Genomic DNA, 20,618 nt, shown 5'->3' with positions numbered 1-20,618 from the left:
TTATTTCACTAAGAAACGTCGAGTTACAAAATGCATCAAAATGAGACATAAGAACACCCAAGCAAAAGAAGCAGCAATGGCACCTACAACATCCGTTATGAAATGCATATTAAGCATAATCCGACTAAAACCCATCAACAAAATATAGAACAAACAAAATGTGACTGCTAATTTTTGATAATGCTGGTTTTTTACATATTTAAAGACAAAGATTACGAGCACAAGAAATAAAATGGTAGCCCGCATAGTATGTCCACTTGGAAAACTAAAAGATTCAAGTTGGTGTCCAAATAATTCATAAAACTCTCTCCCTTCTGGACGTGGGCGACGTGCAATTTCCTTTAAAACAAGATTAAAAATAATCCCGCCTATAAGCACAAAATAATAAAATATTAAATCTACCCATTTTCTTTTCCAAGCGAAGATGATACTAAACAACAATGAGAATCCTACTATAGCAAGTGTGCCACTTTTTGAGATTAATTCCATTATTTGGGTAAAAACAACAGACTGGGGTCTATTACCAAGCTCGTGTCCAAATTCATCTACAGCAACTCCGATACTTGTTTGAGAAATCCATGCTACTAAAAAAAAGATTAAAAGAAATATACCAAAGTAAATACCCTTTTGTTTGTTTGTTGTTTTCATAAAAAAATCTTTGGCACCTAAATTAATGATTATTCTAAAAAACTAAAGTGAACTTTGTTTGTTTTCAATAAAAAGTGATAGAATCCTTTTAAATGAAGTTAAGACTTAATAAATTTACAAAAAAATTGATGTCATGAAAAAAAGTATGAAATTCTTATTCGCCTTAATTTTAGGTGGATTAATATTGGTTAGTTGTACCAACTCTAATGAGAAAGAAGAAGAAATCAAAAACGACGTAATTCAATATACTTTGGATGCGGCCACGGCCAAAGTTGAATTTACAGCTTACAAATTCTTATCTAAGAAGGGAGTTGGGGGTGCATTTACTCAAATCAACCTGACTGGTACAACTGTAAGCGAAGATCCTTTGGCAATAGTTAGAAGTTTAAATTTCGAAATCCCTATCAATAGCCTTGATACAAAAGATGCTGGTAGAGATGCTAAAATCAATGAATTCTTTTTTGGAACAATTAATACTGAAAAAATATCTGGAAATGTAGTTCGTATTGATGAAGAAACTGGAAAAGCAATTATCTCAATAACCATGAATAACATATCCAAAGAAGTAGAAGGTACTTATGAATTTTCTGAAGATGGCTTTTTTACATTCAATGCTGAAATTAATGTGGAAGATTGGGATGCTACTACAGGTATTACAGCTTTAAATAATGAATGTAAAGCTCTGCACACTGGAGAAGGAGATAATGAATCTAAGTTATGGCCAGATGTGACAATTTCCTTTACTACGCAATTAGTAAAAACAGAAAAGTAAACAAAATACACCTAAAAAAAAATAAAAAAAAGAAGATGCCAAAAGTTTCTTCTTTTTTTTATGTCTTCAGAAATTCAATTTTATTCAAGAATAAATAATATTTTTGTAAGATTCGAGTTATTACAACGGATTAGAATTTTTTTATGTATAAACTTCAATTCAGATCAATTGGAATTAGCATTTATTTAATGCTCGTAATCCTATTTGTATTTAGTGCGTGTTCGACAGAGAAAAACACCTTCATAAATCGTGCATACCACAGTACTACAGCCAAATACAACGGATATTTTAATGCCAAAGAATTGATACGAATCGGTTTAATTGAATACCGAGAAAAAGCTAGAGAAGACTTTACAGAAATACTCCCTGTAGAATTGTACCCAAATGAAGAAGATGTAACATCTATTTATCCTATCGTAGATACTGCTATAGTAAAATGTCAAAAAGTAATCACCAAACACAGTATGCCTACTTCCTCTCAACCTATGTTAAAGAAGGATGAACATGCGAAATGGATTGACTATAACTGGTTGATGATTGGGCAAGCTAATTATATACGCAGAGATTACGAGAAAGCTTTAAAAACATTTGAATATGTAGGTAAATTCTATACAGATAAGCCTAGTAAGTATTGGGGAGAACTGTGGAAGATGAAAACAGAGATCGTTACAAACGATTTAACGAATGCTACACGAACTATGCAGAAGATAGAACAACTTAAATTAAGTGTAGAAAACGATAAGGATAAGAAAGATACCAAAAAAAGTAAAAGTTCAAAAAAGGGAAAGAATTCAAAGAAAACAGGTAAAACGCCAGACTTCCCTAAGAATTTTGATTTTGAATTTGCAAAGACTAAGGCAATGTTAGCCTTTAAAAAGAATGATAATAAAGAAGCCTTAGAACAGCTAAAATTTGCTCTTTCTAAAGCTAAAAAGAAAGGAGACAAAGCGAGATTAAATTTTATCATCGCCCAATTATTACAACAACAAGACAATCCTGAAGCTAGAGAATACTATACTGCAGCTATAAAGAAAAATGCACCTTTCGAAATGATGTTTAATGCAAAGATTAATCGTGCTATCGTAAGCGATTTAGCAGGTGATCAAATGATTAAAGAATTAATAAGTTTATCCAAAGAGGAACGTTATTTCGAGTTTAGAGATCAAATCTATTATTCAATGGCCCAGGTGGAATTAAAAAGACCTGATAGAAAACAAGCTAAATACTATCTTTCTCGCTCAGCATTCTACTCCATCAACAATCCACGTCAGAAAGGTATTAGTTATGAGAAGTTAGGTGATATGGCTTTGGAGGATAAACACTATGTTGAAGCTCAGCGTTATTACGATAGTTCTGCTCAAGTAGTTCCAGAAACATACGTAAATTACGAAATCATAAAGAAAAAAGCTGAGAAACTTTCAGAACTTGTAAAAAATATAGAAATTGTAGAGTTTGAAGACAGCGTGCAACACATCGCAGGGTTGGGAGAGAAAGAAAGAGAAGTTTTCCTGAAAAACGTAATTAAAAAACTTCAAAAAGATGAGCAAGAACGTAAAGAAAGAGAGGCTGCTAAAGCTGAACAATTAAGAAAACTTCAACAAACCTATGAAAAACAAAACTCCAAAACAGGTAGTAAGTTCTATTTTAGTAACACTAAAACCATGCAGGAGGGATTAGAAGACTTTAAACGTTCATGGGGGCAACGTGAAAATACAGATTACTGGAGATTAACTAATAAACCGAATCGTGTCGATATCAATATTCCTATTGCTGATACAGCATCCATATCAGATTCAGCAAACATTGTCGTTTCTCAATCTCAAAAAAATATACCTGTAGCTGAACTATCCCCAAGTGATTTAATGGGCGATATTCCTTTAACAGACTCCGCGCTAGTGGCAAGTAATGAACGGTTATTAGCAGCACTATTCAATGCTGGAAGGATCTACAAAGATCAATTAAGTGAAGATCAATTAGCTGCGACACAATTCCAACGAGTAATTGATAAAAATATTGAAAATAAACATAACGTTGTTTCTGCTTTCCAATTATATAAGATCTATGAAGGAACTGGAAAAGAACAGCCTTATAGAGAGTATATTTTAAATAATTATCCAAATTCAGATTATGCTAACTACTTGCGTGACCCTGATTACTTTATAAAGAAGAAAGAACGTGATGAATTAGCCTTACAAGATTATTTGAGATCTGTTACCCGTTATGAGCAAGGCTTATACTATCCAGTTATTATTAAAGCAGATAAAGTAATTGAGGAAGAATTAGACAACAGATTCCGTGAACAATACATGCTCCTAAAGGCAATGGCAATGGGTAGAATAAATTCGGATAAAACAACCTTACTCCCTGTACTGAATCAACTTATTGAAGAATTCCCTGAGTCTGAATCAGCTGCTAGGGCAAAGGAATTAATCGATTATATCACTAATGGAATTCCTATGTTCGAAGATAATGCATCAGCCAATGACAATTTATTTAGCCTTGATTCCAAGGAATACTATGTGATTATCTTCTTAAAAGAAAACCAAACTGTAAACACATCGGCCAACAACATTTCTATGTTTAATAAAGAATATTTCAGTAGGATAGATTTATCTACTTCTCCTCAGATATATGATAAATTCAACTATATCTTGGTGAAGACATTCAACTCTTCCGGAGAAGCAGAATCCTACATTAAAGACCTCCAAAGAACACCTAAACATGTAAAAGATTATCAATCAAATGAGATTTTCTTTATATCAAAAGAGAATATTAAAATAATGTTACAGCAACAAAAATTGGATGAGTACCGTATATTCTTCCAGTCAAACTTTATGTAATAAAAAATAGAGACTATGTTTAAAGGTGAAAACAAGAAAAATTATTCTGAAAATCCAGATAAGTTAAATAGATTAGTTTCAGGAACAGAAATTTTTGGAGATATCTCTACAGCGAGTAGTCTAAGAATAGATGGAAAAATTAAGGGAAACGTTCAGTGTGAAGGAAAACTTGTCTTAGGAGAAGAAGGCTTCATTGATGGGCACATTACAGCTATTGAGGTTGAGATAAATGGTACAGTAACAGGAAATATTGAATCCTCTACCGTACTTACCCTTCATAAAACTGCAAATGTTTATGGAAACATAATAACAGCTCGATTAATAATAGATGATGGTGCTAAATTGGAAGGTAATATCTTCACTGGAGAGAAAAAGAATGCAATACCTTCTCCTAAAAAGGAAGTAACAAAAGACATCCCTATTCATGAAGAAATTCATGAACAAATTCACGAAGAAGTTCACTCATCCTAATATAAGCAACTGAATGTCTGAAACTGAAAATAAGGAGAACAAAAAACGTATCTCTAATTATCTCAGATTTTCTAATATTGCTATCCAAATGGGAATTCTAATAACTGTCGCAGCACTCGGCGGTCGCTGGTTAGATGAAAAACAAGGAAATAAAACTCCCGTTTGGACGCTTGTGCTTACCTTATTGGCTATTTTTGGATCTTTATTCCAAATTATACGATTAGTAATTAAAATAGGAAAGGAAGATGATAGCAATACTAAAAAATAATTGGGTTTCTTTTCTATTTTTTATAGGAATTATTGCAATTCATTACGGAATTGCATCTATCAATTCTCACCTTTATTTTGGAAAAGAACTCATCTTAGCATATACAACATTGCTTTTTGTAGAAGGAATACGTATCGCTCTATTTACTAGTCTAAAGAATAAAAAATTAAAAATAGATTTTGTACAAACATTTATGGTTTTTACAACCATACAGCTCATTGCTTGCATTGCATTTACTGTATTTATCAAAATAAAATATTCAGATCTTTCTAAAGCAATTCTCATTCAATTTGTAATTCTCTTTGGGGTTACTTTGATTTATCAAGTGTTTGTGATTAAACGATTGAGTAAGGAACTAACTCAATAGGACTTACTTTGTTCGTAATTTTTCTACAATACTGGTTGTCGAATACCCCTCTTCCAGGTCAATCGTAAAGACCTCTCCTCCATTTGCTCTCACTTCTTTAGACCCAACAATATACTTTTTACTATTTTCATTTGTTTCTTGGGCATCGTAATCGGCTCCCTTTACTAAAATAGTTGGTAGCAAATACTCAATAACATCCTTAGGTGTGTCATCATCAAAAATCACAACTAAATCTACAACCTCTAATGAAGCGACAACGACAGCTCTTGAATTTTCATCGTTGATGGGGCGTTCCGGTCCTTTATTTTGCCTACGCACGCTATCATCCGAATTTACTGCAACAACTAAATAGTCTGAAAGAGATGCAGCTTTAGCTAAATACACAACATGCCCTCTATGTAAGATATCAAAACAACCATTGGTAAAGCCAACTATTTTTTCATCGTTTTTCCATGATGTTAAAATTGTTTTAGCTTCATCCAATGAAACTATTTTACGTTGTAGCTTATCCCATTTTCTCATCTTGCTCCTTATTATAATTTCGCGGTAGGAAAATTAATGAAATTATTCCTAAAATAATGAGTAGAATAGTTTGCGAAGACCAAATAATCATTCCTAACGCTTTTCCAATACCTTCTACCATTTCTTTTGAGTCATATTGTGTTCCAATAAAATACATCACCACAATTCCAACTAAGTATGGATAAGCTCCAATTCCTCCATTAGTAAATGCAACACCGAAAGTTCCTGCTATAAACCCAACCAAAATGCCCTCCAATGGAAAATCTTGAGTTTGTTCAAAGGCTTTAAAACATAAACTGAAGTTTATAAGATAAAACAACCAAATCAATAAGGTGTAAAATAGAAATTGAAATGGATGTTTTGATTTAAAAATAGAAAAGATCCCATTGAACATTCCACGTACAAATTGTATAATTTTTTCTTTAAAAGTGGGTGACTTAAGCCAGAAGATAATGAGCATAAACAGACCAAGTAGAAACACTCCCCCAATTATAAAGAGAATTCCGTTGCCAGTTTCACCTTCCACTCGGGTAGAATTTTTAATAACGGTTTCCTTTATCGAAAGCAAATCCTCCATACTAACTGTTATCGCAAACAAAAAAATAATTCCAGTCATTGCTACATCAAATACACGCTCGGCAATGATAGTTCCAAAACTTTTTGCAAAAGGAATACGATCTGTACGATATAACATGGCAGCACGAGAAGCTTCCCCAGCACGAGGAATTAGTAAATTCATCAAATAACCTATCATAACCGCATGATATCTATGCCAGAAATTAGGTTTGACACCCAATGGCTCCAGCATGAATCTCCAACGATATGCACGTAATACATGACTTGCTAACGCAAATATCAAAGCTAGGAATATCCAAAAATAATTCGCATGTTTTATAGCATCATAAAAGATTGTTTTAGTGGCTATATCCATTGAACTAAAAAGATACCAAGTAAGATACACCCCAACACCTAAGGGCAATACAATCTTTGCGACATCAATGACTATTTTCTTTATTCCTTTTCCCACTCAAAATGAAATTGCAACGAAGTTAAGATAATTTATCATTTGTTTCTATTCAATCCCTACCCTATTTGCAAAAAATTAGTAGTTTTGAAACTAGCATCTTTAAGATAAAAACATGGTTAAAAATAGAATAACAGAGCTGTTTGGGATTCAATACCCGTTGATTCAAGCAGGTATGATTTGGAATTCGGGGTGGAGATTGGCTGCTGCTGTTTCAAATGCAGGTGGATTAGGAATTATTGGCTCTGGAAGCATGTATCCAGAGGTGTTAGAGGAACATGTTCAGAAATGCAAAGCTGCCACAGACAAACCTTTTGCTGTGAACTTGCCATTAATATATCCAGATATTGAGAAGCATGTAGAAACAATTATCAAATACAAGGTTCCTATTGTTTTTACCTCTGCAGGGAATCCTAAAACTTGGACGGAACACCTACATAATCATGGAATTAAAGTAGTACATGTCGTTCCAGGAGTGAAGTTTGCAAAAAAAGCTGAAGCAGCTGGAGTAGATGCTATTGTTGCGGAAGGATTTGAAGCTGGGGGACATAACGGAATTGATGAAACTACTACCTTCTGTCTTATTCCTATGGTAGCAAGGGAAATTAGTATTCCTCTGATTGCAGCAGGTGGAATTGGAACAGGCGCTGGAATGCTTGCAGCTATGAATTTAGGCGCTGATGCAGTTCAAATTGGAAGTCGTTTCGTCGCTTCTATAGAAAGTTCTGGTCATCCAAATTTCAAACAAGTAGTGGTAGAAGCACAAGACGGAGATACCGCACTCACGCTAAAAGAGTTGGTACCTGTTCGTCTCATCAAAAATAAATTTTACAAAGAGGTGCAAGATGCGTATGCCCAATGTAAAACCAAAGAAGATTTAGAACAACTCCTAGGCAGAGGAAGAGCCAAGAAAGGAATGTTTGAAGGTGATTTGGAAGAAGGAGAGCTAGAAATTGGACAAATTTCAGGATTAATTGATGAAGTTCTTCCAGCAGCTCAAATTGTTGAAAATATTATTACAGACTACAAAAAAGCCCTTGCCGATCAAAGCACACATTCCAAATTTAATTTTTAATGATAACATACGAGAAATTCACTCTAAATAACGGATTACGCGTCATTTTCCACAAAGACACAAGCACACCATTAGCCGTTGTTAACACACTATACGATGTAGGAGCACGTGACGAAGATCCAGAGAGGACTGGATTTGCCCATTTATTTGAACATTTAATGTTTGGCGGCTCTATAAATATCCCAGATTTTGATGGACCACTTCAAAAGGCTGGTGGTAGTAATAATGCATTCACTAATAATGATATCACCAATTATTATGACGTAGTTCCTTCTCAGAATTTAGAAACAGCACTATGGTTAGAAAGTGACCGCATGCTGTCTTTAGCCTTCACAGAAAAGAGTTTAGAAGTGCAACGTAATGTCGTAATCGAAGAATTTAAACAGCGTTATTTGAACCAACCTTATGGGAATTTATGGTTGGAATTAAGACCTTTAGCATATACTACACATCCATATCAATGGGCTACAATTGGTAAAAACATCCAACACATTGAAGAAGCTTCCATGCAGGAAGTAAAAGACTTTTTTCACACACATTACCATCCAGGCAATGCTATTTTATGTATCGCAGGGAATTTGGAATTAGATGAAGTCAAAAGATTAGTTAAAAAATGGTACGATGATATTCCTGCAAGAGAAAAAAAAGTTAGAAACCTTCCTCAAGAACCAAAACAAACTGAGTTTAGAACCAAAACAATCGTGCAAGATGTTCCATCTGATTTGTATGTCTATGCATTCAAAATGATGGGACGAACAGATGAAGGATATAATGAAGCCGATTTAATTTCAGATATTTTAAGTCGTGGACAAGCCTCTCGACTAGTCAAGAGATTAAAAAAAGAATTAGAATTAGTTACCGATATCAATGCCTATATCATGGGATCTATGGATACTGGACTATTAATCGTTACCATTCATCCCTCAGACGACATCTCTTTAGAACAAATTGACGATGCTCTTTGGGAAGTATTCAATGAATTAAAAGAAAAGTTAGTTCCACAAAAAGAGTTGAAAAAAATCATTAACAAATTTAAAACTGCTAAAACTTTTGGAGAAGAAGGAATCTTAAATAAAGCGATGGCACTCTGCATGTATGAATGGATTGGAAACATTGATCTTATCAATACAGAAACAGAGGTTTATGAGAAGATTAATTCAGATGATATTCAACGTGTTGCCAAACAAATCTTCCAAAAAGAAAACTGTTCTCAACTTATTATTAAAGCTTCAAAAAATGGATAGAACTATTGCTCCAGAAATAAAGAATATTACGAGTATCTCATTTCAAGAACCCGAAATAATTCACTTAGAAAATAATGCTTCTTTATATGCTATTCGTAAAACGGAAGAAAAAACAGCAAAGATTGATTTTGTATTTAATGCCGGTAGTTTACAAACTAATACTTTAATCGCTGGATTAACAGCAAGTATGTTATTCTCTGGAACAGATACCAAAACAAGTACAGAAATTAATGAGGAAATCGATAGTTTAGGTGGATACACTGACACTGGAGCGATGTCCGAACGAATGTCAGTTAGCATTGTTGGCTTAAAAGAATATATTGTCCAACTTACTGAGATGATGGTAGATGCTATCCTACATGTTAACTTCGATTCAAAAGAACTCATACAACTCATCCAAGATAAAAAGAAAAAGTTCCAAATAAGTTTGGAAAAGGTTTCTACAGTTGCAAAACGAGAATTTATACATACCATTTATGAACACAATCCATACGGTAGATTAGCCTATCTTGAAGATTTTGATCGAGTTAAACGAGAAGATTTAATTTCCTTTCACCAAAAATATATTTTAGAAGGGTTAGACTACGTAACAATAGTTGGTGCGTTAACTGATTCCGAACTTCAAAGGATTCAAGAGCTTGCATTAAAATTCAAATCAAACAAAGAGCCTATTGAAAATTACAACTTCCAATATCGTCCAAATCAGATTATACAAGAAAAAGAAGGTGCAGTACAAACTGCGATACGCATAGGGCGTGTACTTTTCAATAAAACCCAGCCAGATTATAAGCAGTTTATGGTACTCAACACCATATTAGGAGGATACTTTGGAAGTCGTCTAATGAGCTCTATCCGCGAAGATAAAGGTTATACCTATGGTATTAATTCAGGCATTTCACAAAATCTGCAATCGGGATATTTCTATATTGCTACAGAAGTAAATAAGAAGTATAGAGATGCTACAATTCAAGCAATTCAAGAGGAAATAAAGAAATTACAGAATGAATTAGTTGGAGAAGACGAATTATCATTGGTAAAAAATTATATCATTGGAGAAATCCTGGAACAATCAGATGGACCACAAGCTATGATGGATAGATTCATTTCCGTTCAACTCTTTGGAATGAATTTATCATATTACAACGACTTAATGAAAGTAATTAATGAAATAAGTGCCAAAGAAATTCAACAACTCGCCCAAAAATATTTAGACTGGGAAGATATGGTTATAGTGGCCGTGGGATAATCGGAATTTATAATTAATATTTCTATTCACGAAAGTATTTTTTCTCAATAAATCCATATCTTTGATAATAACTAAAATTAAAATCATGAAAAGAAAACCCTTTCTACTTACTGCATTTTTTGCTGTTTTAACCTTACTTTTCACAGCTTGTCCATATAGCTCTTCGATATCTTTAGGAGAAGCAAAGGAGGCAGTGGATGCTAGTCTATTCGGTAACTGGTATAGCGTTTCAGATGACTCGGAACATCCTTATTATTATCAATTAGCTGATATTGATGGGAAAACTTTTTCTGTAAAGAAATTTGAATACAATGAAAGTGATGCCGAATACGATAAAACAGATTCTTATAAGGCACATTTTACAACCATAGATGGTACTAAATTCTTGAATTTGTTTCAAAACGACACGTACTATTTCTACAAATTAGAATTCACTTCAACAGATACCTTCAAATTACAAGAAGTAACTGATAATATTGAAGAAACATTTGACACCTCGGATGCGATGTATAAATTCTTTAAAACATATAAGAACCTAAGCTTCTTTTATACAAAGGGACCTGAGTCTTACCAAAAAAGATAACTAAACATAAGGTAGAACCAATAATTTTCTGTTGGTTCTTTTTTATTCTTATAATATAATCCCATGCACGTTCCGTTAGAAGCCCAAACTCCTAAAAAGAAGAAGTTTTACCAGATTCTTTATGTTCAGGTGATTTTTGCTATCATTATTGGGGTGTTATTAGGCTATTATTTCCCGGATTCTGGAAAAAAGATGCAACCATTAGGAGATGGTTTCATTAAGTTGGTAAAGATGATTATCGCTCCAGTTATCTTCTTAACAATTACTACTGGAATTGCGGGGATGAATGACCTCAAAAAAGTAGGTAGAGTTGCATTAAAAGCATTTGTTTATTTTTTAACCTTCTCCACTTTAGCTTTAGTTATCGGGATAACTGTTAGTCACTTTGTGCAACCAGGTGCAGGCTTTAACATTGATCCTGATAGTTTGGACAGTTCATTAATCAGTAAATACATCAAAGGAGCAGAAGAAAACTCTATCGTTGATTTTGTTTTTAATATTATTCCTCAATCTCTCTTTAGTCCGATGTCGGATGATATTATTCTACAAGTCTTACTTGTTGCCATTCTCTTTGGAGTAGCGCTAGCACTCACTGCTGATAAAAGTAGACCCATTATAGATTTCCTAGAAACATTAACCATTCCTGTTTTCAAGATTGTAGAATTATTGATGAAATTAGCTCCAATAGGTGCATTTGGAGCTATAGCATACACTATTGGAGCATACGGACTAGATTCCTTATTCTATTTAGGGAAACTAGTGGCTACCTTTTATCTCACCTCTTTTGCTTTTATCATCTTTATATTAGGTTCCGTTGCTTGGTACAATGGGTTTAATATTTTCAAATTTCTTTATTATATCAGAGAAGAGATTCTACTAGTTCTAGGGACAAGTTCTTCTGAGCCTGCATTACCTGGATTAATGAAAAAATTAGAAGAAATGGGGTGCGATAAAGGAGTTGTTGGATTGGTTGTACCTACAGGATATTCTTTTAATCTAGATGGAACCAATATCTATATGACTCTGGCAGCTCTTTTTATTGCACAAGCTTGTAATATTGAACTTTCTTTTAGTCACATGATGGTACTATTATTAGTAGCTATGCTTTCATCCAAAGGAGCGGCTGGTGTAACGGGTTCTGGTTTTATTATTTTAGCAGCCACGCTTGCTGTTGTACCAGAAATTCCAGTAGCGGGTATGACGCTCATTTTAGGTGTAGATAAATTTATGTCAGAAGTTCGAGCACTTACTAATGTCATTGGAAATGGAGTCGCTTGCGTTGTAGTTTCTAATTGGGAAAAACATTTAGATAAGGAACAGATGGCTAATACATTAGGTTCAAAATAAAAAAGGCTACCTAGGTAGCCTTTTTACATATTTTAGTAATAGAAATTAATCTATATTTTCAATCACCATTGCTGAAGCTCCTCCTCCTCCATTACAGATTCCAGCAGCTCCGATTTTACCTCCATTTTGTTTTAATACATTGATTAAGGTAACAATGATTCTAGAACCTGAATTTCCAAGTGGGTGACCAAGAGCAACAGCTCCACCGTTCACATCTACTTTTGCAGGATCTAATCCTAAAATTTTAGTATTTGCTAATCCCACAACTGAGAAAGCTTGGTTTAATTCCCAGAAATCAACATCACTTACTGATTTTCCAGCTCTTGCTAAAGCAACTGGTACAGCCTTAGCTGGTGCTGTTGTAAACTTCTTAGGATCTTGAGATGCGTCACCGTATCCAATAATTTTTGCGATTGGTTTTAATCCATATTTTTCAACTGCTTCTTTAGATGCTAATACTAATGCAGAAGCTCCGTCATTTAAAGTAGAAGCATTGGCTGCTGTTACAGTTCCCTCTTTGCTAAATGCTGGACGAAGTTGTGGAATTTTATCCATCTTAATGTTTTTATACTCCTCATCCTCATTTACAATAATTGGATCTCCTTTTCTCTGTGGAACCTCCACTGGAACGATTTCATTATTGAATTTTCCCTCTTGCCATGCTTTTGCAGCTCTTTCGTAAGAAGTAATAGCAAAATTATCCTGATCTTCTCTGGAAAAGCTATATTCAGTTGCACATTCATCTGCACAAACTCCCATGTGTACTTGATTGTAAACATCTGTTAAACCATCTTTCACCATTCCGTCAACTACAGTCATGTTTCCTAATTTCACACCATTTCTACCATCTAAATAATGAGGCACACTACTCATGTTTTCCATCCCTCCTACAACAACAATACTGTTATCTCCAGCAATAATACTCTGTGTTCCTAATGCAATTGCTTTCATTCCTGATGCACACACTTTGTTTACCGTAGTACAAGGCACTAGATTTGAAATCCCTGCAAATAAAGCAGCCTGACGGGCTGGAGCTTGTCCAACATTTGCCTGTAACACATTTCCCATAAACACCTCATCAATATTCTCTGCTTTGATGTTAGCGCGCTCAATTGCACCCTTAATAGCTGCAGCACCTAATTTTGGAGCAGGAACAGAGGATAAACTCCCCATAAAGCTACCAATTGGAGTACGAACAGCTGATATAATAAATACTTCTTTCATGATTTAATAATTTTTCCTTTTTTCGCGTTCAAAAATACAAAATTTAAGAGGAATAAACAGGGTTTATTCAAAGAATAAGTGAAATATTAAGAATTAGTGGACATCTAATTCAGAATGTCAACCATTTTATGATGTGTATTAAAAAAAATATATTTTAATGATATTTAAACCATAAAGCCAATAGTTTATCTTGAACTTCGTAAAAAGGAAGTTGAGTCGTATTGTGATGAAACACCATATCTTTGCCTATAAGAGCAGTTAATGCTCGTTTTACATGTGTAGCTGTTAGTTGATGCTTTTGCAAGAATTCTTTTCCATACGGTTGAAACAATTTCCCTTCTAATGCAATTGCTTGTAACAGTTTCCATTGATACATAGTCAATAAGCTTCTGTATTGATAAAAAATCATTTCATTGTTTAATAAAATTCCCTGAATCGTTTTTTGAACTTCAGCAATTCCAATCTTGGAATACCCATCGGCATATAATTCATGACAAATCCGCTGAACAAAATAGGTATGGTTAGAGACACTTTCCAAAATAAAAACTATGGCATCCTCTTCAATGCTACGTTTGGAGCGTTTAAAATGTGTTTTACAAAAAGGAATATATTTATCTGAAGAAATATTGTGTAGAGTCATATTTGATGTGCTTGAATAGAAAGGGCGTTTACTATTCGTGAAGAGTTCATTCATTAAATGAGTATTGCTACCACAAAAAATAAAATAACAATTGCTCATGTTCTGAATACTAGTACGTAATAATGCCTCAATATTCTTTTCAGGATAGCTTAAAATTTGTTGAAACTCATCAAAAGCAATTACAAACTTTTCACCTTGCGCATCTAAATAAGTGAATAGCTGGGCTATCGTTTTATCTGCGTTTCCTCTTTCAGACAAGTCTATGGAAACTTCAAAATTTCCTGTCAACTCATTTACCGATAAAACCGGGCGTAGCATTTTTATTGTATCAATAAACCTTTGCCCTATTTTTTTCTTTTGATACGATTGATAAATAGAATTAGCTAGTAGATTTACGAAGTCGGACAGATTTTGACTGGGAAATAAATCAATATAAATGCAATTGTATGATTTTTTTTGTTTATAAAATATATGTTTTATCAGTGCAGACTTTCCTGTCCTACGTTGGGCTAATAAGGTTGTATTTGTCTGATTATTAATGTTTCGTATAAGAAATTCTGTTTCCTTCTCTCTGTCACAGAAGTAATCAGGGCTCACATAATTATTAATCAAAAAAGGATTCATTGTTTTTTTTTCGTAAAGATAATATATAATTCACATTATACAAAATGTATTATACAAAATGTATTATACAAAATGTATTATACAAAATGTATTATACAAAATGTATATTTATTCAATTTATAAATTTACAAAGTATCTCTCAAACAAAAAATATGTCCGTCTAAATCTTTACTTATACTAATTCAGGATCCAGTCGATATTCCCTCTCAATCACTGTTTCACGAAGGATTTAAATTCCGTTCGCTACGGATTAATAATCACTGTTACGGATAGGGTTAGATTCCGTTCGCTACGGAATAACAATCACCATTACAGAAATAGCCGAAAACGAACGTAGAAACAAGAAATTTACTGTACGTTCAGTAGAACAGGAACTCATTCAACGTTTCTTCTTCCCTCCAAACATGAATAATTATAGAGACAATACATTCGCAGAACAGGATATATATTTCAAAACAGCAACGGATGTTAAGCTAATCTTATCACAAAAAGCACCGATGGAACGAACTCATGAATCCAGAATAGGAAAAGCACTTCATACCTTAGGCTTCAAAATCGTAAGCAAACGATCAGAAGGATATGAATACCCTCGATGGGGATATTATATTGTAGAAAAAGGAAGTTAATTCGTAAATTTGATATATTTGAAGTATGAGTGAACACAAAAGCGGTTACATCAGCCATCGGAGCAGAAACATCCCCATTATTTGGGATGGAGAACACGCCCAACACATTGCGGAAGAACACATTAAAGATAAAAGTTCTCATCCTTTATTGCATGTAAGAATACAGCAGTTGGCCAAGAGTGTAAAGGAATGGAATAAAGCCAAAAAAACTAAAAACAGATATGAAAGCTTAGTTATTGATAAAAAAACTAATCTCCGTTTTTTGGTTATAATTGAAATAAGCAATAAATTTACATATATCATAACATGTTACAGAAGATGAAAAAAGATAGTTATTTAGAAAAATTGAAAAAACTCTTTAAGGGTAAAATACCCGCTTCATTTAAGTTACACATAAAGTATAACGAATATTCTCCATCAGAAAAAGAAGATGCTGCCGAATCCTATTTTAAATTAATGATGATGGATCCAGTAGAAAAGAAAAAAGCCAAAGAACTAGGTTTAATTTAAAGATATATTGCGGATTGGAGAAGTGGTCTATCTCGCTTGGCTCATAACCAAGAGAACATTGGTTCAAATCCAATATCCGCTACAAGAAACGTCCTAAGAAATTAGGGCGTTTTTTTATGCCTAAAATCATAATAAAATTCGTTCTTTAAGTCCCGAAAGCTTTCGGGATTGTAATTTTAGATGGATTTATCACAGCTACATTAGCTTTTGAACAGAAAGAATTAGCGTTGTGAATTGCTTTCGTTCTTTAAGTCCCGAAAGCTTTCGGGATTGTAATTTTAGATGGATTTATCACAGCGCGTAATATGTTCTACCAATGCACTAATTTGTTGTGAATTGCTTTCGTTCTTTAAGTCCCGAAAGCTTTCGGGATTGTAATTTTAGATGGATTTATCACAGCTATATTTGCACCAACATTTAATGCTGATACGTTGTGAATTGCTTTCGTTCTTTAAGTCCCGAAAGCTTTCGGGATTGTAATTTTAGATGGATTTATCACAGCTACCACCACGTACTGAAGTTGATGTAGCTTGTTGTGAATTGCTTTCGTTCTTTAAGAATTTTGTAATTTTAGATGGATTTATCACAGCACTCGCAACGCCATCAATGCTCTACGTAATGTTGTGAATTGCTTTCGTTCTTTAAGAATTTTGTAATTTTAGATGGATTTATCACAGCTTCATCCGTGCTTTTGTTATCAAATCCTCTGTTGTGAATTGCTTTCGTTCTTTAAGAATTTTGTAATTTTAGATGGATTTATCACAGCGAGCTGGTACGATTATGCAGAGACAAAGAAGTTGTGAATTGCTTTCGTTCTTTAAGAATTTTGTAATTTTAGATGGATTTATCACAGCAATATTCAACTGCGAATTTAAGGTCCGCTAGTTGTGAATTGCTTTCGTTCTTTAAGAATTTTGTAATTTTAGATGGATTTATCACAGCGTTAAACTGTTCATTCGCATTACGATAAAGTTGTGAATTGCTTTCGTTCTTTAAGAATTTTGTAATTTTAGATGGATTTATCACAGCGGGAATAGCATAGTAAAGACTGATTTAATTGTTGTGAATTGCTTTCGTTCTTTAAGAATTTTGTAATTTTAGATGGATTTATCACAGCCAGCACAAGTAATACTATAGGAATCCATATGTTGTGAATTGCTTTCGTTCTTTAAGAATTTTGTAATTTTAGATGGATTTATCACAGCTAACTCATTCGGACAAACCTGGGCAGGATCGTTGTGAATTGCTTTCGTTCTTTAAGAATTTTGTAATTTTAGATGGATTTATCACAGCAATTTGAACAGTCAAAAAAAAATCAGCAAGGTTGTGAATTGCTTTCGTTCTTTAAGAATTTTGTAATTTTAGATGGATTTATCACAGCATTCAGAGGATTATCAACTAACTAAACAAAGTTGTGAATTGCTTTCGTTCTTTAAGGATTTTGTAATTTTAGATGGATTTATCACAGCGAAACTTGGGGAGTTTCATCTCGTACAGTTGTTGTGAATTGCTTTCGTTCTTTAAGGATTTTGTAATTTTAGATGGATTTATCACAGCTCGATAATCTTTTTTTATCATCAGCTGACAGTTGTGAATTGCTTTCGTTCTTTAAGGATTTTGTAATTTTAGATGGATTTATCACAGCGGTAACTGTTTCCAATGTTGCTTTTCAAAAGTTGTGAATTGCTTTCGTTCTTTAAGGATTTTGTAATTTTAGATGGATTTATCACAGCAAAATCCATTGCCGATATTTCGCAACCCGAGTTGTGAATTGCTTTCGTTCTTTAAGGATTTTGTAATTTTAGATGGATTTATCACAGCCCATGAGTCAACTTGACGTTGAAAAGATGTGTTGTGAATTGCTTTCGTTCTTTAAGGATTTTGTAATTTTAGATGGATTTATCACAGCTCAACATCTGGGTGGGCATTAAAAAAGTCTGTTGTGAATTGCTTTCGTTCTTTAAGGATTTTGTAATTTTAGATGGATTTATCACAGCATATTGCTTTTATTTACCTCTTGCACGGCAGTTGTGAATTGCTTTCGTTCTTTAAGAATTTTGTAATTTTAGATGGATTTATCACAGCGAGTTATAAGTCATTTTAAAAAAACACCCCGTTGTGAATTGCTTTCGTTCTTTAAGAATTTTGTAATTTTAGATGGATTTATCACAGCGTAATGATTTTTTTGATACCTTAACTTCAAGTTGTGAATTGCTTTCGTTCTTTAAGAATTTTGTAATTTTAGATGGATTTATCACAGCCCTACAAGGTGGCTGATTTCATCGGTGTATGTTGTGAATTGCTTTCGTTCTTTAAGAATTTTGTAATTTTAGATGGATTTATCACAGCCTGAAAATCAATAGGTACACCAACAACGGTGTTGTGAATTGCTTTCGTTCTTTAAGAATTTTGTAATTTTAGATGGATTTATCACAGCCTTTTACCGTCTTTCGATATTGGTGCAGATGTTGTGAATTGCTTTCGTTCTTTAAGAATTTTGTAATTTTAGATGGATTTATCACAGCCAACTAATGATAACGACTTGTCGTTACAAGGTTGTGAATTGCTTTCGTTCTTTAAGAATTTTGTAATTTTAGATGGATTTATCACAGCGGTGTATATTTAGAAGTACACGGACATTTTGTTGTGAATTGCTTTCGTTCTTTAAGAATTTTGTAATTTTAGATGGATTTATCACAGCACCCTGCTGACGCAAAACCCGTGTTACCAGGTTGTGAATTGCTTTCGTTCTTTAAGAATTTTGTAATTTTAGATGGATTTATCACAGCTTACAATAGCATTTATAAAACTTGTTCAACGTTGTGAATTGCTTTCGTTCTTTAAGAATTTTGTAATTTTAGATGGATTTATCACAGCAACGTTGTATCTAACTCCGCAACAGTAAAAGTTGTGAATTGCTTTCGTTCTTTAAGAATTTTGTAATTTTAGATGGATTTATCACAGCAATGTACAATCAAATGATTAGCCATTACTTGTTGTGAATTGCTTTCGTTCTTTAAGAATTTTGTAATTTTAGATGGATTTATCACAGCCTCAAAGCTTTGTTAATGTGATAACGTGATGTTGTGAATTGCTTTCGTTCTTTAAGAATTTTGTAATTTTAGATGGATTTATCACAGCCTTTGTGGTTAATCCATCTGATTACAAGACAATTACAAAGTTAGATTAGAATTAAAAAATTACCTATCACTTCTCCTAACATTCCTCATCTTCTGTCTTTTTTATAATCCTATTTCTTTAAAATAATTCCAATTGTTGTGGTCCCGTAGGAGGAACTACTTCTTTCTGACTAAAAAATATTTCCATTAACCCAAATTGCTTATCGGTAATTGTTAATACACCTACTTTCCCTTTACTAGGAATATTATTTTTAACCCGCTGCACATGTACCTGAGCGTTTTCTCGGCTAGCGCAATGACGCAGGTAAATAGAAAATTGAAACATATTAAAACCATCGTCAATTAAATCCTTTCGAAAACGCGAAGCATTTTTACGATCTTTTTTAGTTTCTGTCGGCAAATCAAAAAATACTAATACCCACATGATACGATATGCATTGTAACGAACTTGACTCATAACAAACAATTTCGTTGAAGTTGATAAATTAATAAATTGTTGGATAACGAATAACCCGTTGTTCTCCTAAAAAACATTGATATAATGATGAGGTTGTTGTGCTCACAGCTACCATTAAGGGACGAGTCTTTTGCAAAATCAAAACATCTCGGGTAGCAATTTGAAGAATTTGTGCTTTATTTTCTTTACTTAAACTTTCACTTGTCCCAATTTCTGAATTCTCCATGATATGATATACCACCTCATCTACATAAGGACGATATGGCTCCATGACATCATCCGCCAAACAATATGCATTGTATTTATTACGATGAAAAATACCCAAGGTAGGATGCATACCTGAACTCACAATGGCTCGTGCAACAATACTACGCAATACAGCGTAACCAAAATTGAGTAAATTATTTGGAGCATCTCCATATCGGTCGCGTGTAAAATCATCAAATAATTGCTCCCAATAATATTTAGCAGCCACTCCCTCCATATTGGATGTGTCTCCTGACTTGACAGAAGCTAAATATTCTTCCATGGGTGAGAAATTCTTCTTTAATTTCTTCAATAACAACATTTGCTGACTAATCTTAGACTCTACAGTTTGCTTCCAGAGTTGTTTTCTCAAAGGTTCTGACACATTGATCTGTACTTTGAGTCGTTCAGAGTGTTCCACATGCCCAGCCAAAGGCAACATCAATCCCAAAGGCAAATGTTGTTCATTGCAACTTAAAATAGCGACATTATTTTCTTGGAGTGCATTGATTACTTGATGACTAATCGTAATTTGATAGCTATCTAACACAACAATGGCTATATCTTCAATTGGGACAGAACCTTTAACTTCCTTAGAAATTGCATCCAAAATCTCTAAACGTAAATCTTTGTATTTTAAATAGGCTGGATTACCAATATAAATCGTTCGTTTTAACATGGTAAAATAGATTATTGTGTTTTCTATTTTACGATATTTAGTAAAAAAGTTACATTTTAATGATA

General features: G+C 33.5%; 19 protein-coding genes and 1 tRNA gene. 13 read left to right on the top strand and 7 right to left on the bottom strand.

The genetic code is table 11. From position 1 onward, the window contains the following. Positions 1–648, bottom strand: coding sequence for a phosphatase PAP2 family protein (locus tag M9897_03600; protein ID MCO5267963.1), 648 nt, complete (start codon positions 646–648; stop codon positions 1–3). A gap of 145 nt (positions 649–793) precedes the next feature. On the opposite strand from M9897_03600, the gene M9897_03595 reads away from it, so the two are divergent. From M9897_03595 to M9897_03575, 5 genes are all read left to right on the top strand, one after another. Further along, positions 794–1,420 (top strand): YceI family protein, encoded by a 627-nt coding sequence (locus M9897_03595; protein MCO5267962.1) that lies wholly within the window; start codon positions 794–796, stop codon positions 1,418–1,420. Positions 1,421–1,608: 188 nt separating this feature from the next. Beyond that, a complete protein-coding gene (locus tag M9897_03590) occupies positions 1,609–4,260 on the top strand; it encodes a hypothetical protein (protein ID MCO5267961.1) in 2,652 nt (883 codons plus the stop codon). 15 nt (positions 4,261–4,275) lie between these two features. After that, a complete protein-coding gene (locus M9897_03585; protein ID MCO5267960.1) occupies positions 4,276–4,731 on the top strand; it encodes a polymer-forming cytoskeletal protein in 456 nt (151 codons plus the stop codon). A gap of 13 nt (positions 4,732–4,744) precedes the next feature. Continuing rightward, positions 4,745–4,999: an AtpZ/AtpI family protein gene (locus tag M9897_03580; GenBank protein MCO5267959.1), complete on the top strand. Its 255-nt coding sequence runs from the start codon at positions 4,745–4,747 to the stop codon at positions 4,997–4,999. Continuing rightward, positions 4,977–5,366, top strand: a complete 390-nt coding sequence (locus M9897_03575) for a hypothetical protein (GenBank protein MCO5267958.1) — start codon at positions 4,977–4,979, stop codon at positions 5,364–5,366. The genes M9897_03580 and M9897_03575 overlap by 23 nt, the downstream gene beginning before the upstream one ends. Positions 5,367–5,369: 3 nt before the next feature. On the opposite strand, the gene M9897_03570 is transcribed toward M9897_03575, so the two are convergent. Then, on the bottom strand, positions 5,370–5,888 hold the full coding sequence (locus M9897_03570; GenBank protein MCO5267957.1) for an adenylyltransferase/cytidyltransferase family protein: 519 nt from the start codon (positions 5,886–5,888) through the stop codon (positions 5,370–5,372). After that, positions 5,872–6,915: a flippase-like domain-containing protein gene (locus tag M9897_03565; GenBank protein ID MCO5267956.1), complete on the bottom strand. Its 1,044-nt coding sequence runs from the start codon at positions 6,913–6,915 to the stop codon at positions 5,872–5,874. The genes M9897_03570 and M9897_03565 overlap by 17 nt, the downstream gene beginning before the upstream one ends. Positions 6,916–7,027: 112 nt before the next feature. On the opposite strand from M9897_03565, the gene M9897_03560 reads away from it, so the two are divergent. The 5 genes from M9897_03560 (at position 7,028) to M9897_03540 (ending at position 12,407) form a co-directional block, all read left to right on the top strand. Further along, entirely contained in the window at positions 7,028–7,987 is a 960-nt protein-coding gene (locus tag M9897_03560) for a nitronate monooxygenase (protein ID MCO5267955.1), read from the top strand. Continuing rightward, positions 7,987–9,231 carry an insulinase family protein gene (locus M9897_03555; protein MCO5267954.1) on the top strand — a complete coding sequence of 415 codons (1,245 nt, stop codon included), beginning with the start codon at positions 7,987–7,989 and terminating at the stop codon, positions 9,229–9,231. The genes M9897_03560 and M9897_03555 overlap by 1 nt, the downstream gene beginning before the upstream one ends. Beyond that, positions 9,224–10,477 carry an insulinase family protein gene (locus tag M9897_03550; protein MCO5267953.1) on the top strand — a complete coding sequence of 418 codons (1,254 nt, stop codon included), beginning with the start codon at positions 9,224–9,226 and terminating at the stop codon, positions 10,475–10,477. Before M9897_03555 ends, M9897_03550 begins: the two co-directional genes overlap by 8 nt. 85 nt (positions 10,478–10,562) lie before the next feature. After that, positions 10,563–11,060 carry a hypothetical protein gene (locus M9897_03545; protein ID MCO5267952.1) on the top strand — a complete coding sequence of 166 codons (498 nt, stop codon included), beginning with the start codon at positions 10,563–10,565 and terminating at the stop codon, positions 11,058–11,060. 63 nt (positions 11,061–11,123) lie between these two features. Further along, complete coding sequence (locus M9897_03540) at positions 11,124–12,407, top strand: dicarboxylate/amino acid:cation symporter (GenBank protein ID MCO5267951.1); 1,284 nt, start codon at positions 11,124–11,126, stop codon at positions 12,405–12,407. Positions 12,408–12,452: 45 nt separating this feature from the next. Here the strand turns inward: M9897_03540 and M9897_03535 are convergent, their stop codons facing one another. Further along, positions 12,453–13,631 carry an acetyl-CoA C-acyltransferase gene (locus M9897_03535; GenBank protein MCO5267950.1) on the bottom strand — a complete coding sequence of 393 codons (1,179 nt, stop codon included), beginning with the start codon at positions 13,629–13,631 and terminating at the stop codon, positions 12,453–12,455. Positions 13,632–13,785: 154 nt separating this feature from the next. Continuing rightward, positions 13,786–14,895 (bottom strand): ATP-binding protein, encoded by a 1,110-nt coding sequence (locus M9897_03530; GenBank protein MCO5267949.1) that lies wholly within the window; start codon positions 14,893–14,895, stop codon positions 13,786–13,788. Between the two features lie 404 nt (positions 14,896–15,299). Between M9897_03530 and M9897_03525 the strand changes: the two genes are divergently transcribed. The 3 genes from M9897_03525 to M9897_03515 all read left to right on the top strand — a co-directional run bounded on the left by M9897_03525 (position 15,300) and on the right by M9897_03515 (position 16,113). Beyond that, on the top strand, positions 15,300–15,521 hold the full coding sequence (locus tag M9897_03525) for a hypothetical protein (GenBank protein MCO5267948.1): 222 nt from the start codon (positions 15,300–15,302) through the stop codon (positions 15,519–15,521). Positions 15,522–15,839: 318 nt separating this feature from the next. Then, positions 15,840–16,031 (top strand): hypothetical protein, encoded by a 192-nt coding sequence (locus tag M9897_03520; GenBank protein ID MCO5267947.1) that lies wholly within the window; start codon positions 15,840–15,842, stop codon positions 16,029–16,031. 8 nt (positions 16,032–16,039) lie between these two features. Continuing rightward, a tRNA-Met gene (locus M9897_03515) sits at positions 16,040–16,113 on the top strand. A gap of 3,176 nt (positions 16,114–19,289) precedes the next feature. Here the strand turns inward: M9897_03515 and cas2 are convergent. Both cas2 and cas1 read right to left on the bottom strand, forming a co-directional pair. Then, positions 19,290–19,628: a CRISPR-associated endonuclease Cas2 gene (gene cas2 / locus M9897_03510; GenBank protein ID MCO5267946.1), complete on the bottom strand. Its 339-nt coding sequence runs from the start codon at positions 19,626–19,628 to the stop codon at positions 19,290–19,292. 28 nt (positions 19,629–19,656) lie between these two features. After that, positions 19,657–20,553 carry a type II CRISPR-associated endonuclease Cas1 gene (cas1, locus tag M9897_03505; protein MCO5267945.1) on the bottom strand — a complete coding sequence of 299 codons (897 nt, stop codon included), beginning with the start codon at positions 20,551–20,553 and terminating at the stop codon, positions 19,657–19,659. Positions 20,554–20,618 lie beyond the last annotated feature (65 nt).

This window comes from Brumimicrobium sp. (genome assembly GCA_023957385.1).
Lineage (GTDB): Bacteria > Bacteroidota > Bacteroidia > Flavobacteriales_D > Crocinitomicaceae > Brumimicrobium.
The sequence above is the reverse complement of the archived record's forward strand: the minus strand, read 5'-3'. Positions and strand labels throughout refer to the sequence as shown.